Below are 15,388 nucleotides of genomic sequence, written 5' to 3'. Positions count from 1 at the left end.
CTCCCGGCCTCAAACGCATTCCAATGTGGGAGCGGGCTTGCTCGCGAAAGCGGCGTGTCAGGCGACTTAAATGTTGACTGACACGCCGTCTTCGCGAGCAAGCCCGCTCCCACAGGTACAGCCCTGCTGTTTATTCCGCTTATCGAGATCCCCCGCGTGCCCGACGCCATTCTGCGCCTCGCCCTGCCTTCGCCGCTGCGCCGCCTGTTCGACTACCGCGCTCCGGCCGGCGTCCTGCGCGCCCAGTTGCACCCTGGCATGCGCCTGCGGGTGCCGTTCGGTCGACGCGAGATGATCGGGATCCTGGTGGAAGTCACCGACACCAGCGAAGTGCCAGTCGAGAAACTCAAGCCGGCCCTCGCCCTGCTCGACGCTACGCCACCGCTGCCACCGGCGCTGTTCAAACTGTGCCTGTGGACGTCGCAGTACTATCAGCACAGCCTGGGCGACACCTTGAGCTGGGCACTGCCGGTGCTGCTGCGCCAGGGTGAGCTGGCCGAAGCGCGCCAGGAACGCTTCTGGTCCGTAGCGCCGGGGGCCAGCCTCGATGATCCGCGCATCGCCCGCGCCCCACGCCAGCGCGAAGCCCTGGCCACGCTGGCCCAACACCCCCACGGCGTCGCCCATCAATTGCTGAGCAAGCTGATGCTGAGCAAGGACAGCCTGGATTTGTTGCTGGCCAAGGAGCTGGTGCAAGTCGAGATCCGCCGCCACGCCCCCGGTGCACGCCATGAACACTGGCTGGCGCAACCGGAACTGCCGCTGAACCCGGAACAGCGTGCCGCCTATGAGGCGATTCGCGCCGGCTTCGACAGTTACCATGCGTTTCTGCTGGCCGGCGTCACCGGCAGTGGCAAGACCGAAGTCTATCTACAGTTGATCCGCGAAACCCTCGAGGCCGGCAAGCAAGCGCTGGTGCTGATCCCGGAAATCAACCTGGGCCCGCAAACCCTGGCGCGCTTCGAACAGCGTTTCAATGCCCGCATCGCGCTGATCCATTCGGCGGTCAATGACCGCGAACGCCTCGAGGCCTGGCTGGCCGCCCGGGATGGTGAGGCCGACATTATCATCGGCACCCGTTCAGCCCTGTTCACACCGATGAAGAACCCCGGCCTGATCATCATCGACGAAGAGCACGACGGCTCCTATAAGCAGCAGGAAGGCTTGCGCTACCACGCCCGCGATCTGGCACTGGTACGGGCGCGGCAGGAAAACATCCCGATTGTCCTCGGCTCCGCTACTCCCTCGCTGGAAAGCCTGCACAACGCCTACACCGGCCGCTATGGGCTGCTGCGCTTGAATGAACGCGCCGGCGGTGCCAAGCAGCCGCGCTTCCTGCGCCTGGATGTCAAAAGCCGCCCGCTGGACAGCGGCATTTCCGGGCCGATGCAACAAGCCATCGGCCAGACCCTGGCCGCCGGGCAGCAGGTACTGGTGTTCCTCAACCGCCGCGGGTTCGCCCCGACCCTGCTGTGTCATGACTGCGGCTGGATGTCCGAATGCCAGCGTTGCGACGCGCGAATGACCGTGCATCAGCGATACGGTGAACTGCGCTGCCACCATTGCGGTTACGTCGAACGCGTGCCGCGCCAGTGCCCGAAATGCAACAAGGTCGATCTGCGCCCCGTTGGCGCCGGCACCGAACGGGCCGAGGAGCGCCTGTCGATTCTGTTCCCGGACTATCCGGTGCTACGGGTCGACCGCGACAGCACATCACGCAAGGATGCGATGAACCAGTTGTTCGCGACCATTCAAAAAGGCCAGCCGTGCATTTTGATCGGCACGCAAATGCTCGCCAAAGGCCACCACTTTCCACGGGTGACACTGGTGTCGATCCTCGACGCCGACGGCGGCCTGTTTTCCGGTGACTTCCGCGCCAGCGAGCGCATGGCTCAGCTGATCGTCCAGGTCGCGGGCCGCGCAGGCCGCGCCGAAGAGCCGGGCAAAGTGATTATCCAGACGCACCTGGCCGACCATCCGCTGCTGGTGCAACTGACCGAGCAAGGCTATTTCGCCTTTGCCGAACAGGCCTTGAGCGAACGCCGTGCGGCCGGCTTGCCGCCGTTCGCGCACCTGGCGCTGCTGCGGGCCGAGGCGCACAAGCCGGGTCAGGCCGAAGGTTTCCTCGATGAAGCTTGCAGTGAGGCTGAGCGTTTACTGACCGAACAGGGCCTGACCGGCATTGAATTGCTGGGGCCGGTGCCGGCGCCAATGGAGCGACGGGCCGGGCGTTATCGGGCGCAGTTGTTATTGCAGGCTACGGCGCGGGCACCGCTGCATCGATTGCTGGCCGGTTGGTTGCTGGTGCTGGAGCAGATGCCTAGCGGGCGAGCGGTGCGCTGGTCTTTGGATGTTGATCCCGTAGATCTATATTGATTTTGAAATCGCTTTCGCGAGCAAGCCCGCTCCCACAATGGTTCTCGCGTGGAACTACATTTTGTATCCACCTCAAAACCTGTGGGAGCGGGCTTGCTCGCGAAGAGGCCCAAATTGTCACCACACATCCACAACCTGCCTGCTAAGGTTGGCAAGCCCGTCTTCGCAACGGATAATGCCCAGTTTTTCCACCAGCGCATGATGCGCCGCCGCGCCTGCGGTCGAAAGAGAAGACCATGAAAGACACCATTCGCCAGCTGATCCAACAAGCCATCACCCAACTCGTCAACGAAGGTGTGTTGCCTGAAGGCCTGTCGCCGGCGATCCAGGTGGAAAACTCGCGCGACAAGAAAAATGGCGACTTCGCCAGCAACATCGCCATGATGCTGGCCAAGCCGGCCGGCATGAAGCCCCGCGATCTGGCAGAAAAAATCATCGCCGCGCTGCCGGCTGACGAAAACGTCTCCAAGTGCGAAATCGCCGGTCCCGGTTTCCTGAACTTCTTCCAGAACACTGACGCCCTGGCCTCGCGCCTGGACGCAGCCCTGGCCGACGCCCACATCGGCGTGCGCAAGGCTGGCCCGGTGCAGCGCACCGTGGTTGACCTGTCGGCCCCCAACCTGGCCAAAGAGATGCACGTCGGCCACTTGCGCTCGACCATCATCGGCGACGGCGTGGCCCGCGTACTGGAGTTCCTCGGCGACACCGTGATCCGTCAGAACCACGTCGGCGACTGGGGCACCCAGTTCGGCATGCTGATGGCTTACCTGCAGGAAAACCCGATCACCAGCGACGAGCTGTCGGACCTGGAGAACTTCTACCGCGCCGCCAAGCAACGCTTCGACGAATCCGAAGAATTCGCCGACCGCGCCCGTGGCCTGGTGGTCAAGCTGCAGGCTGGCGATCCGGACTGCCTGGCGCTGTGGACCAAGTTCAAGGACATCTCGCTGTCGCACTGCCAGAAGATCTACGAACTGCTCAACGTCAAGCTGACCATGGCCGACGTGATGGGCGAAAGTGCCTACAACGACGACCTGATCAACGTGGTCAACGATTTGAAGGCCGCAGGCATGCTGGTCGAGAGCAACGGCGCCCAGTGCGTGTTCCTCGACGAGTTCAAGAATGCCGACGGCGACCCGCTGCCGGTGATCATCGTCAAGGCTGACGGCGGCTACCTCTACGCCACCACCGACCTGGCGGCGGTGCGCTACCGTAGCGGCAAGCTCAAGGCCGATCGCGCACTGTACTTCGTCGACCAGCGTCAGGCCCTGCACTTCCAGCAAGTGTTCGCCGTGGCGCGCAAGGCCGGTTTCGTGACCCATCCGATGGAAATGGAACACATGGGCTTCGGCACCATGAACGGCGCTGACGGCCGTCCGTTCAAGACCCGCGATGGCGGCACCGTGAAACTGATCGACCTGCTGACCGAAGCCCAGGAACGCGCCTACACCCTGGTCAAGGACAAGAACCCGGAGCTGGCCGAAGCCGAGTTGCGCAATATCGCCAAGGTCGTGGGCATCGGCGCAGTGAAATATGCCGACCTGTCCAAACACCGTACCAGCGACTACAGCTTCAACTTCGACCTGATGCTGAATTTCGAAGGCAACACCGCGCCGTACCTGCTGTACGCCTACACCCGTGTGGCCGGCGTGTTCCGCAAACTCGGCAAGGACTTCAGCGAAGTCGACGGCCAGATCGTTCTCGAAGCGGCACACGAACACGAACTGGCGGCAAAACTCGCGCAGTTCGGTGAGATCCTGAACAACGTGTCCGAAAAAGGCACCCCGCACATCCTCTGCACTTACCTGTACGACGTTGCCGGCCTGTTCTCCAGCTTCTACGAGAACTGCCCGATCCTCGCCGCCGACACCCCGGCACAAATGCAGAGCCGCCTGCGCCTTGCCGCGCTGACCGGACGCACTCTCAAGCAAGGCCTGGAACTCTTGGGCCTGGAAACTCTGGAGCGTATGTAAGTTGGCTGCCAAGAAAAAACCAGCACCCAAGCGTGGCGCCAGCCGTTACCAAGCTCCTGCAAAGCAACCGATCCCGGGCTGGCTGTGGATGGCGATCGGCCTGACGGTCGGCGCCTTCATCGTATTCCTGATGAAACTGGAACCGGGCAAGGGCAGCGACACGGTCAAGCGTGAAAAGGTCGAACAACAGCAACAGCAGAAAGCCAGCAAGATCGCCGAGGCCAACAAGACCCCGCCGAGTCCGACGCAACCGGTGAAACCGAAGTACGACTTCTACACCTTGCTGCCGGAATCGGAAGTCATCGTGCCGCCGGATGCCGTGCCGGAAAAAACCCTGCCGACGCCACAAGTGCCGACCATTCCGACCACGCCGGTGACCCCGGCCGAAGCGGCGAAGATCGACACGGCTCGCGCCCAGGCCGCCCTGGCCGGGATCACGCCGCCACCAGCGCCGCCGGTCAAGGCGGCGCCGGTGACCAAGTTCTTCCTGCAGGCCGGTTCGTTCCGCAAAGAAGCTGACGCGGACAAGGTTCGCGCGCAGATCATCCTGCTCGGCCAGGCTGTGGCGCTTGAGTCCGGGACGGTGAAGGACGAAACCTGGTATCGGGTTCTGGTCGGTCCGTTCAGCAATCGCGAACAACTGACCACTGCGCAGAAACAGCTGGCCGGCGCCGGCTTCAGCAATCTGTTGTTACAACAACGTCAAAGCCGCTGAGTCCTCACTGTGGGCACCTTGCTTGAGGTTGCCCACAAAACCCTGTGGCGAGGGGGCTTGCCCCCGTTCGGTCGCGCAGCGGCCGCAAAACCGGAATTCCGGATTTGCCTGAAGCAACATGGAGTCTGGGTTTGGGGGCGCTTCGCACCCCAGCGGGGGCAAGCCCCCTCGCCACAGTTATTGCACGCCATTCGTCCCCCGCCGCGTCCTACAGTTGAAATCCATTCCAGCACCCCCATATGAATGGGCATAAGGCATTTTCGCCCCGCTGCGTGGAGACTCTTCCCTTGACCACCATCGTTTCAGTTCGCCGCCACGGCAAAGTCGTCATGGGTGGCGACGGCCAGGTTTCCCTTGGTAATACCGTGATGAAAGGCAATGCGAAAAAAGTTCGCCGCCTGTACCACGGCCAGGTCATCGCCGGGTTTGCCGGTGCCACCGCCGACGCCTTTACCCTCTTCGAACGTTTCGAAGGCCAGCTGGAAAAACACCAGGGTCACCTGGTGCGCGCCGCCGTCGAACTCGCCAAAGAATGGCGCACCGACCGCTCCCTTAGCCGCCTTGAAGCCATGCTCGCGGTCGCCAACAAAGACGCCTCCCTGATCATCACCGGTAACGGCGATGTGGTTGAACCCGAAGAAGGCCTGATCGCCATGGGTTCCGGCGGCGGTTACGCCCAGGCTGCTGCCAGCGCGCTGCTGAAGAAAACCGATCTGTCGGCCCGGGAAATCGTCGAAACCGCCCTCGGCATCGCCGCCGACATCTGTGTATTCACCAACCACACCCAGACCATCGAGGAGCAGGACTGCGCCGAGTAAGCCCGTGCAGCCCACCGCACCAAGGCCCATTCTTGCTTGAGGTCCACTGAATATTATGTCCATGACTCCCCGTGAAATCGTCCACGAACTCAACCGCCACATCATCGGCCAGGACGATGCCAAGCGCGCCGTCGCCATTGCCCTGCGCAATCGCTGGCGCCGCATGCAACTGCCTGAAGAGCTGCGCGTTGAAGTCACGCCAAAGAACATCCTGATGATCGGCCCGACCGGTGTCGGTAAAACCGAGATCGCCCGTCGCCTGGCAAAACTGGCCAATGCGCCGTTCATCAAGGTCGAAGCGACCAAATTCACCGAAGTCGGTTATGTCGGCCGCGACGTCGAATCGATCATTCGTGACCTGGCCGATGCGGCGATCAAGCTGCTGCGCGAGCAGGAAATCGTCAAGGTTCGCCACCGCGCCGAAGACGCCGCCGAAGAGCGCATCCTCGACGCTCTGCTGCCACCGGCGCGCATGGGCTTCAGCAGCGACGATGCCCCGACTGCCGATTCCAACACCCGCCAGCTGTTCCGCAAGCGCCTGCGCGAAGGCCAGCTGGATGACAAGGAGATCGAAATCGAAGTCGCCGAAATGGCCGGCGTCGACATCTCCGCGCCACCGGGCATGGAAGAAATGACCAACCAGTTGCAGAGCCTGTTCGCCAACATGGGCAAGGGCAAGAAGAAGTCCCGCAAGCTCAAGGTCAAAGAAGCGCTGAAGATGGTGCGCGACGAAGAAGCCAGCCGCCTGGTCAACGATGAAGAGTTGAAGGCCAAGGCCCTGGAAGCGGTCGAGCAGCACGGCATCGTGTTCATCGACGAAATCGACAAGGTCGCCAAGCGTGGCAATTCCGGTGGCGTCGATGTATCCCGTGAAGGCGTACAGCGCGACCTGCTGCCGCTGATCGAAGGCTGCACCGTCAACACCAAGCTGGGCATGGTCAAGACCGACCACATCCTGTTCATCGCTTCCGGCGCGTTCCACCTGAGCAAGCCGAGCGACCTGGTGCCCGAACTGCAAGGCCGCCTGCCGATCCGTGTCGAGCTCAAGGCCCTGAGCCCGGAAGACTTCGAACGCATCCTCAGTGAGCCTCACGCCTCTCTCACCGAGCAATATTGCGCGCTGCTGAAAACCGAAGGCCTGGGCATCGAGTTCCTGCCTAGCGGCATCAAGCGCATCGCGGAGATCGCCTGGCAGGTCAACGAGAAAACCGAAAACATCGGTGCCCGTCGCCTGCACACCCTGCTCGAGCGTCTGCTCGAAGAGGTGTCGTTCAGCGCCGGCGACCTGGCCAGCGCCCATGACGACAAGGTGATCCAGATCGACGCCGACTACGTCAACAGCCACCTGGGTGAATTGGCGCAGAACGAAGACCTGTCCCGTTATATCCTGTAAGCCATACTTACAGCGATGACGGACCCTGTGGGAGCGGGCTTGCTCGCGAAAGCGGTCTGACAATCAACATCACTGTTGAATGTTAAGGCCCCTTCGCGAGCAAGCCCGCTCCCACATTTGAATCGGGGTCCCACACACAATTGGACATCCGCTCATGACCCAACTCCCCACCGACATCAAGCTGCACAAAGCCTCGAAAACCCTGTCGCTGAAATACGCGTCCGGCGAGGAATACACCCTGCCCGCCGAGTTCCTGCGCGTGCACTCTCCTTCCGCCGAGGTCCAGGGCCACGGCAAACCCATCCTGCAATTTGGCAAGATCAACGTCGGCCTGGCCAAGGTAGAACCGGCCGGTCAGTACGCACTGAAACTGACCTTCGATGACGGTCACGACAGCGGTCTGTTCACCTGGGAATATCTTTACGAGCTGGGGCGACGTTATGACGCACTCTGGGAAGATTATCTGGCCGAGCTAAAAGCCGCCGGAAAAACCCGCGATCCGAACGAATCCGTCGTCAAGCTGATGCTCTAATCCAAGCCTCTCGCTCTTTAGAGGGCATTTTCTAATTTCATCTGTTTGAATGCTCCGCTCCAAGGCCGTCGATTGGCCTGCTTGCGAAAAAAATTAAACTCGGGTAACCAATGGAACTGGCAAGTTCCCTGCAGTGCTCTCTGCGAACAAAAAGCAGCGATGCAGTATTAACGGTCACCCGAGCAGCAGTACCTGGCATTGATTGTGTGACTGCACAGCAGGACCCGGGTACTCGTCTCAGGACATTGGAGCGTCGTAGATGAGTAACAAGAATAACGATGACTTGAAGCAGCAAGCCTCCGAAAATACCTTGGGGCTGAATCCTGTCGTTGGATTGCGTGGAAAAGATCTACTGGCTTCTGCTCGCATGGTGCTCAGGCAGGCCATCAAACAACCGATTCACAGCGCAAAGCATGTCGCTCATTTCGGCCTTGAACTCAAGAACGTACTGCTAGGCAAATCCGAACTGCTGCCCAACAGCGATGACCGTCGCTTCGCCGATCCGGCCTGGAGCCAGAACCCGCTCTACAAACGTTATTTGCAAACCTACCTGGCGTGGCGCAAGGAACTCCACGACTGGATCGACGACAGCAGCCTGCCGGCCAAGGACGTCAGTCGCGGCCACTTCGTGATCAACCTCATGACCGAAGCCTTCGCCCCGACCAACACGGCGGCCAACCCGGCGGCAGTCAAACGTTTCTTCGAAACTGGCGGTAAAAGCCTGCTTGACGGCCTCTCGCATCTGGCCAAGGACCTGGTACACAACGGCGGCATGCCGAGCCAGGTCAACATGGGTGCGTTCGAAGTCGGCAAGACCCTGGCCGTGACCGAAGGTGCAGTGGTGTTTCGCAACGACGTGCTGGAGCTGATCCAGTACAAGCCCATCACCGAGCAGGTGCACGAACGCCCGCTGCTGGTGGTGCCACCGCAAATCAACAAATTCTACGTTTTCGACCTCAGCCCGGAGAAAAGCCTGGCGCGGTTCTGCCTGCGCAGCAACGTGCAAACCTTCATCGTCAGCTGGCGCAATCCGACCAAGGAGCAGCGTGAGTGGGGCCTGTCGACTTACATCGAGGCGCTCAAGGAAGCGGTCGACGTGGTCACCGCGATCACCGGCAGCAAGGACGTGAACATGCTCGGCGCCTGCTCGGGCGGCATCACCTGCACCGCGCTGCTGGGCCACTACGCAGCGATTGGCGAGAACAAGGTCAACGCCCTCACGCTGTTGGTCAGTGTGCTCGACACCACCCTGGACAGCGATGTGGCGTTGTTCGTCGATGAACAAACCCTCGAAAGCGCCAAGCGCCACTCCTATCAGGCCGGCGTACTGGAAGGCCGCGACATGGCGAAAGTCTTTGCCTGGATGCGCCCCAACGACCTGATCTGGAACTACTGGGTCAATAATTACCTGCTGGGTAACGAGCCGCCAGTATTCGACATCCTGTTCTGGAACAACGACACCACCCGGTTACCGGCCGCGTTCCATGGCGACCTGATCGAAATGTTCAAAAGCAATCCACTGATTCGTCCGAATGCACTGGAAGTGTGCGGCACACCGATCGACCTGAAACAGGTCACCGCCGATATTTTTTCCCTGGCCGGGACCAGCGATCACATCACCCCGTGGCGCTCTTGCTACAAGTCGGCGCAACTGTTCGGCGGCAATGTCGAATTCGTGCTGTCCAGCAGTGGGCATATCCAGAGCATTCTGAACCCGCCGGGCAATCCGAAATCGCGCTACATGACCAGTACCGAAATGACCGCCAATGCCGATGACTGGCAGGAAGAGTCGACCAAGCACGCCGATTCGTGGTGGCTGCATTGGCAGGCCTGGCAGACACAGCGTTCGGGCAACCTGAAAAAAGCTCCGCTGAAATTGGGCAACAAAGCTTATCCAGCAGGCGAAGCTGCACCAGGCACTTACGTGCACGAGCGCTAGACCCGCAGACCTGTAGGAGCCGGCTTGCTGGCGAACGCATCACCACGGTGAGACTGGCAAACCGAGGTGACCGCATCGCCAGCAAGCCGGCTCCTACAGAATGCGTGTCAGGAACCAAGATCCACCCACAGGGCCAGAAGCATGCCGCAACCCTTCATATTCCGTACCGTCGATCTGGATGGCCAGACGCTCCGCACGGCGGTACGCCCCGGCAAGCCTCACTTGACGCCCCTGCTGATTTTCAATGGCATCGGCGCCAACCTGGAGCTGGTGTTCCCGTTCATCGCGGCGCTGGACCCGGACCTGGAAGTCATCGCCTTCGACGTACCCGGTGTCGGCGGTTCATCGACGCCGAACCGACCGTATCGCTTTCCGGGGTTGGCCAAGCTCACGGCGCGGATGCTCGACTACCTCGACTACGGGCAGGTCAACGTCATCGGCGTGTCCTGGGGTGGCGCCCTGGCCCAGCAGTTCGCTTACGACTATCCGGAACGCTGCAAGAAACTCGTGCTGGCGGCGACGGCGGCGGGTGCGGTGATGGTGCCGGGCAAGCCGAAGGTTTTATGGATGATGGCCAGCCCGCGACGCTACATCCAGCCGTCCCACGTGATCCGCATTGCGCCGATGATCTACGGCGGCGCGTTCCGTCGCGACCCGACGCTGGCCGCGAGCCATGCGGCCAAGGTGCGTTCGGCGGGCAAGCTCGGTTACTACTGGCAGCTGTTCGCTGGCCTCGGCTGGACCAGCATTCACTGGCTGCACAAGATACGCCAGCCGACCCTGGTGCTGGCCGGCGACGATGACCCGTTGATCCCGTTGATCAACATGCGCTTGCTGGCCTGGCGGATTCCCAACGCCCAGCTGCACATCATCGATGACGGCCATCTGTTCCTGATTACCCGGGCCGAAGCGGTGGCGCCGATCATCATGAAATTCCTCGAAGAGGAGCGCCAGCGCGCGGTGATGCATCCGCGTCCGGCGCCATTGGGCGGCTAAAGCGCTGCATCAGCGGTCGGCAGGACGCCACGCCGCGCAGCAACCCGTTACAGCGTCTATGGTGTTCTGGTTCGGTGTATTTGTATTTGGCCTGAAGACGAAGGAGTGTTGACTCATGCGCGAGAAACCAGCGAGGGAATCCTTACCGACTCCCGCCGCGTTCATCAATGCACAGAGTGCGATTACCGGTCTGCGCGGCCGGGATCTGCTGTCGACCCTGCGCAGTGTGGCCGCCCATGGCTTGCGCAATCCGGTGCACAGCGCTCGACATGCCCTCAAACTCGGCGGTCAGCTTGGCCGTGTGTTGCTGGGCGAAACCTTGCACCCGACCAACCCGCAGGACGCTCGCTTCGCCGATCCGGCGTGGAGCCTCAACCCGTTTTATCGCCGCAGCCTGCAGGCCTATCTGAGCTGGCAGAAACAGGTCAAGAGCTGGATCGACGAGAGCAACATGAGCCCGGACGATCGCGCTCGCGCGCACTTCGCTTTCGCCTTGCTCAACGATGCGGTATCGCCCTCCAACACCCTGCTCAATCCACTGGCGGTCAAGGAACTGTTCAATTCCGGCGGTAACAGCCTGGTGCGTGGCATCGGCCATTTGCTGGACGATCTGCTGCACAACGATGGCCTGCCCCGACAAGTCACCAAGCAAGCGTTCGAGGTCGGCAGGACGGTCGCCACTACCACAGGTGCCGTGGTGTTTCGCAACGAGCTGCTGGAGTTGATCCAGTACAAGCCCATGAGCGAAAAGCAGTACTCCAAGCCCCTGCTGGTGGTGCCACCGCAAATCAACAAGTACTACATTTTCGACCTGAGCCCGCACAACAGCTTCGTCCAGTACGCCCTGAAAAACGGCCTGCAGACCTTCATGATCAGTTGGCGCAACCCAGATGTGCGTCACCGCGAATGGGGGCTCTCGACCTACGTGGAGGCCGTGGAAGAGGCCATGAATGTCTGCCGGGCGATCACCGGCGCACGCGAAGTCAACCTGATGGGCGCCTGTGCCGGCGGGCTGACCATTGCCGCGCTGCAAGGCCATTTGCAGGCCAAGCGGCAACTGCGCAGGGTGTCCAGCGCGACTTACCTGGTGAGCCTGCTCGACAGTCAGCTGGACAGCCCCGCCACGTTGTTCGCCGACGAGCAGACCCTGGAGGCTGCCAAGCGCCGTTCCTATCAGAAAGGCGTGCTGGACGGCCGTGACATGGCCAAGGTCTTCGCCTGGATGCGCCCCAACGATTTGATCTGGAGCTACTTCGTCAACAACTACCTGCTGGGCAAGGAGCCACCGGCGTTCGACATTCTCTACTGGAACAACGACAACACCCGCCTGCCTGCGGCCCTGCATGGCGACCTGCTGGACTTCTTCAAGCACAACCCGCTCACTCATCCAGGTGGGCTGGAAGTGTGCGGCACGCCGATCGATTTGCAGAAAGTCACCGTCGACAGCTTCAGCGTCGCCGGTATCAACGATCACATCACGCCATGGGATGCGGTGTATCGCTCGACGTTGCTGCTCGGTGGCGAGCGGCGTTTCGTGCTATCCAACAGCGGTCATGTGCAGAGCATCCTCAACCCGCCGAGCAACCCGAAAGCCAACTATGTCGAAAACGGCAAACTGAGCAGCGACCCCCGTGCCTGGTACTACGACGCCAAGCATGTCGACGGCAGTTGGTGGACCCAATGGCTGGGCTGGATTCAGGAACGCTCCGGCGCGCAGAAGGAAACCCACATGGCGCTCGGCAACCAGAACTATCCACCGATGGAAGCTGCGCCCGGTACCTACGTACGTGTGCGCTGAACCTAAAAAAGGCCACAGTCAGTCTCCGACCCGGTAGGAGCGAGCTTGCTCGCGATGGACATCCAGACGCCGCGGGTCATCAGGTAGCCCGCGTAATCGTTAACGACCATCGCGAGCATGCTCGCTCCTACAGGACTGGAGGTTGGCCTGGCACGAACATTAAGAAGACTGGATGAAAACCCGCGACCGGATCCTCGAATGTGCCCTGCAGTTGTTCAATCAAAAGGGCGAACCGAATGTCTCCACCATGGAAGTTGCCAATGAAATGGGCATCAGCCCGGGCAACCTCTACTACCACTTCCACGGCAAGGAACCGCTGATTCTCGGGCTGTTCGAGCGCTTTCAGGGCGAACTGGCCCCACTGCTCGATCCGCCGGCCGATGTCGAACTGGCCCCCGAAGATTACTGGCTGTTCCTGCACCTGATCGTCGAACGCCTGTCCCACTACCGGTTCCTCTTCCAGGACCTGTCGAACCTCGCCGGGCGCCTGCCGAAACTGGCCAAGGGCATCCGCAATCTGCTCAATGCACTCAAGCGCACACTGGCGTCGCTGCTGGCACGATTGAAGGCACAAGGGCTGCTGGTCAGTGAGACCCAGGCATTGGGACAACTGGTGGAACAGATCACCATGACACTGCTGTTTTCGCTGGATTATCAGCGGATTCTTGATCGCGAAGGTGAGGTGCGGCTGGTGGTTTACCAAATCATGATGCTGGTCGCGCCACACCTGCTGCCCTCGATGAAGGCTGCGACCGAGCAGATGGCGATGGCGTATCTGGAAGACCACGAATAACTCTGACCACAGCCATTCCCTGTGGGAGCGGGCTTGCTCGCGAAGGCGGTGTGCCAGTCAACATTGATATTGACTGACCTGACGCTTTCGCGAGCAAGCCCGCTCCCACAGTGGATCTTTGTTGTGTTCCCGAATGCACTCACAAACAAAAACGCCCGACCTTGGCAGGCCGGGCGTTTTTTTGAGCCCTGAAAATCAGGACTGACTGGTTGGCGTCGATGGAGCTGGCGCGGCAGTCGGAGTGACAGCAGGGGTCGGTGCGGTCGCGGAGTTCGATGCGCTGACCGGAGCTGCTGTCGGGGTTGCCGGGGTCGCCGGTTTGGCAGCTGCTACTGCTGGTTTTGGCGCAGCGGCTTTTGGAGCTGCTGGCTTCTTCACTGCAGGTTTTTTCGCGGCAGCAGGTTTGGCTGCCGGTTTGGCGGCGGCTGGTTTTGCTGCAGCCGTTTTAGCCGCAGGCTTGGCCGCTGCTGGCTTGGCAGCCGGTTTGGCGGCAGCTTTCGCAGCAACCGGTTTGGCCGCAGGCTTGGCTGCTGCAGGTTTGGCGGCTGCAGTTTTAGCCGCAGGCTTGGCAGCAGGTTTAGCCGCTGCTTTTGCCAGTGGCTTGGCAGCAGTTTTCGCTGCTGGCTTGGCGGCGGCAGTCTTGGCAGCAGGTTTGGCCGCCGCGGTTTTCGCCGCAACAGGCGCAACCTTGGCACCGGTCAGCTTTTCGATTTGCTTGGTCAGGGTCTCGACCTTGCTGTGCAGCGCCTTGACTTCGTTGCGGCTCGGTACACCCAGACGCGAAATGGCACTGTTCAGACGCTTGTCGAAAGCACCTTCCAGCTCATCCCACTTGCCCAGTGCGCGATCTTTCACGCCGCTGATGCGCGATTTGGCCGAAGAAGCGGAGTCCTTGGCGGCGTCGACGGTCTTGCCAACAGCGCTCTTGGTGAGCTTCTCGGCTTTCTCGCCGTCCTTAACCAATGCATCGAAGAGTTTGCTGCCGTCAGTGTCGATCTTCGAGTACACGCCTAAACCAGCCAGCCAGATTTTTCGGGAGTAATCTTCAACCTTCCCGATCCACGAGCTGCCTTCTTTTTCGGTTTTCTTTTTAACAGCCATCCCGTTCTCCTTAAGATTTACGCGCGACACGTTCGAGCAATGCCGTTAGCTCATCGAGCTTAGCAGAGAGTGTCTCAACGTCATGTTTAGACGGAATGCCGATACGATTCAAGGCACTTGCGACACGCGTGTCGAACGCCTTCTCGACCTTGTCGAGTTGAACTTCGACGCGGCCTTTGAAAGTACTGACTTCACTCTTGACTTCATCGATCTCGGCATTGGCCGCTTCAAGTTTCTCAGCGACTACTTTTTTGCCTTTCTTTTCAACAACCTGACCAGCCTTGATCAGCTCTTGAAAGTATTCGCTGCCCTCTTGACCGACCTTGGCGTAGGCACCCAGGCCTGCCAGCCAGATCTTGCGGGCATAGGATTTGACGTCGCCCAGCGTGCTGGTCGATACGTCGATTTTTTTCTTCAAAATAACTTTGGCCATGGTGCACCTCACGCGCAGAAGGTTTGAGGAACTGCCCGGATAAGTGTCGGGCTCTGGCACAAAGTAGGGAGAAAAATTAGAAACGGCACCCTAACAACTGACATAAACCTTTGGCCACACCACAAAACAAAATGTGGGAGCGGGCTTGCTCGCGAAAGCGTCAGGTCAGTCAACATCAATGTTGAATGACGCACCGCCTTCGCGAGCAAGCCCGCTCCCACAGCGGATCTCATTTCAAACAGAAATCAGACCAACGCCTTGTCCAGCGCCTTTTCGATCTCAGCCTTGATCATGCCGCTCATGGCCGACATCATCAGGCCCAGTTCCACTTCGACGCGAATCGAATCCTCGGCGACATGCACCGCGCCTTTCACACCCGAGCGCTTGAGGTTCAGGGTATCGCCGGACCACTGCGGCTCCAGGCCATACTGATCGGAAAGTTTCTGCGCCAGCTTGTCGGCCTTTTCGCGAGCCGCTTCCTTACCCAGGCCATGGGCACGTTCAACACTAATACGGGCCAT

At 60.6% G+C, this 15,388-nt stretch carries 13 protein-coding genes; 10 read left to right on the top strand and 3 right to left on the bottom strand.

The genetic code is table 11. The annotated features are described in order from the left end of the window. The first annotated feature begins 156 nt into the window (after positions 1-156). The 10 genes from QMK54_RS01895 (at position 157) to QMK54_RS01850 (ending at position 13,333) form a co-directional block, all read left to right on the top strand. The gene (locus QMK54_RS01895; protein WP_223590457.1) at positions 157-2,376 is read left to right on the top strand and encodes a primosomal protein N'; all 2,220 of its coding nucleotides are present in this window, start codon (positions 157-159) and stop codon (positions 2,374-2,376) included. Positions 2,377-2,612: 236 nt separating this feature from the next. Beyond that, entirely contained in the window at positions 2,613-4,349 is a 1,737-nt protein-coding gene (argS, locus tag QMK54_RS01890) for an arginine--tRNA ligase (protein WP_110662536.1), read from the top strand. A 1-nt stretch (position 4,350) separates the two neighbouring features. Beyond that, the gene (locus tag QMK54_RS01885; RefSeq protein WP_320401952.1) at positions 4,351-5,064 is read left to right on the top strand and encodes an SPOR domain-containing protein; all 714 of its coding nucleotides are present in this window, start codon (positions 4,351-4,353) and stop codon (positions 5,062-5,064) included. A gap of 287 nt (positions 5,065-5,351) precedes the next feature. Next, complete coding sequence (hslV, locus tag QMK54_RS01880) at positions 5,352-5,882, top strand: ATP-dependent protease subunit HslV (protein ID WP_046031180.1); 531 nt, start codon at positions 5,352-5,354, stop codon at positions 5,880-5,882. Between the two features lie 55 nt (positions 5,883-5,937). Further along, a complete protein-coding gene (gene hslU / locus QMK54_RS01875; RefSeq protein ID WP_110662089.1) occupies positions 5,938-7,275 on the top strand; it encodes an HslU--HslV peptidase ATPase subunit in 1,338 nt (445 codons plus the stop codon). A 154-nt stretch (positions 7,276-7,429) separates the two neighbouring features. Next, complete coding sequence (locus tag QMK54_RS01870; protein WP_223590462.1) at positions 7,430-7,807, top strand: gamma-butyrobetaine hydroxylase-like domain-containing protein; 378 nt, start codon at positions 7,430-7,432, stop codon at positions 7,805-7,807. Positions 7,808-8,066: 259 nt separating this feature from the next. Next, the gene (phaC, locus tag QMK54_RS01865; RefSeq protein ID WP_110662090.1) at positions 8,067-9,746 is read left to right on the top strand and encodes a class II poly(R)-hydroxyalkanoic acid synthase; all 1,680 of its coding nucleotides are present in this window, start codon (positions 8,067-8,069) and stop codon (positions 9,744-9,746) included. Positions 9,747-9,887: 141 nt separating this feature from the next. Continuing rightward, a complete protein-coding gene (phaZ, locus tag QMK54_RS01860) occupies positions 9,888-10,742 on the top strand; it encodes a poly(3-hydroxyalkanoate) depolymerase (protein ID WP_110662584.1) in 855 nt (284 codons plus the stop codon). A gap of 115 nt (positions 10,743-10,857) precedes the next feature. Beyond that, positions 10,858-12,540: a class II poly(R)-hydroxyalkanoic acid synthase gene (gene phaC / locus QMK54_RS01855; RefSeq protein WP_110662585.1), complete on the top strand. Its 1,683-nt coding sequence runs from the start codon at positions 10,858-10,860 to the stop codon at positions 12,538-12,540. A 172-nt stretch (positions 12,541-12,712) separates the two neighbouring features. Further along, positions 12,713-13,333, top strand: coding sequence for a TetR/AcrR family transcriptional regulator (locus QMK54_RS01850; protein ID WP_110663321.1), 621 nt, complete (start codon positions 12,713-12,715; stop codon positions 13,331-13,333). 195 nt (positions 13,334-13,528) lie between these two features. Here QMK54_RS01850 and QMK54_RS01845 read toward each other — a convergent pair whose 3' ends face one another. The 3 genes from QMK54_RS01845 to QMK54_RS01830 all read right to left on the bottom strand — a co-directional run bounded on the left by QMK54_RS01845 (position 13,529) and on the right by QMK54_RS01830 (position 15,388). Next, positions 13,529-14,434, bottom strand: a complete 906-nt coding sequence (locus tag QMK54_RS01845; protein ID WP_223590465.1) for a phasin family protein — start codon at positions 14,432-14,434, stop codon at positions 13,529-13,531. Between the two features lie 10 nt (positions 14,435-14,444). Beyond that, entirely contained in the window at positions 14,445-14,867 is a 423-nt protein-coding gene (locus tag QMK54_RS01840) for a phasin family protein (RefSeq protein ID WP_110663007.1), read from the bottom strand. Between the two features lie 245 nt (positions 14,868-15,112). Then, complete coding sequence (locus QMK54_RS01830; RefSeq protein ID WP_103397263.1) at positions 15,113-15,388, bottom strand: polyhydroxyalkanoic acid system family protein; 276 nt, start codon at positions 15,386-15,388, stop codon at positions 15,113-15,115.

The organism is Pseudomonas sp. P5_109 (assembly GCF_034009455.1).
In the GTDB taxonomy this organism is placed as follows: Bacteria; Pseudomonadota; Gammaproteobacteria; order Pseudomonadales; family Pseudomonadaceae; genus Aquipseudomonas.
The sequence above is the reverse complement of the archived record's forward strand: the minus strand, read 5'-3'. Positions and strand labels throughout refer to the sequence as shown.

What these genes read in the sequence shown, in the direction of transcription:
- argS (WP_110662536.1), top strand. Translation starts at nt 2,613, where the DNA reads ATGAAAGACACCATTCGCCAGCTGATCCAACAAGCCATCACCCAACTC.
- hslU (WP_110662089.1), top strand. Translation starts at nt 5,938, where the DNA reads ATGTCCATGACTCCCCGTGAAATCGTCCACGAACTCAACCGCCACATC.
- QMK54_RS01870 (WP_223590462.1), top strand. Translation starts at nt 7,430, where the DNA reads ATGACCCAACTCCCCACCGACATCAAGCTGCACAAAGCCTCGAAAACC.
- phaC (WP_110662090.1), top strand. Translation starts at nt 8,067, where the DNA reads ATGAGTAACAAGAATAACGATGACTTGAAGCAGCAAGCCTCCGAAAAT.
- phaZ (WP_110662584.1), top strand. Translation starts at nt 9,888, where the DNA reads ATGCCGCAACCCTTCATATTCCGTACCGTCGATCTGGATGGCCAGACG.
- phaC (WP_110662585.1), top strand. Translation starts at nt 10,858, where the DNA reads ATGCGCGAGAAACCAGCGAGGGAATCCTTACCGACTCCCGCCGCGTTC.
- QMK54_RS01850 (WP_110663321.1), top strand. Translation starts at nt 12,713, where the DNA reads ATGAAAACCCGCGACCGGATCCTCGAATGTGCCCTGCAGTTGTTCAAT.
- QMK54_RS01845 (WP_223590465.1), bottom strand. Translation starts at nt 14,434, where the DNA reads ATGGCTGTTAAAAAGAAAACCGAAAAAGAAGGCAGCTCGTGGATCGGG.
- QMK54_RS01840 (WP_110663007.1), bottom strand. Translation starts at nt 14,867, where the DNA reads ATGGCCAAAGTTATTTTGAAGAAAAAAATCGACGTATCGACCAGCACG.
- QMK54_RS01830 (WP_103397263.1), bottom strand. Translation starts at nt 15,388, where the DNA reads ATGGCCCGTATTAGTGTTGAACGTGCCCATGGCCTGGGTAAGGAAGCG.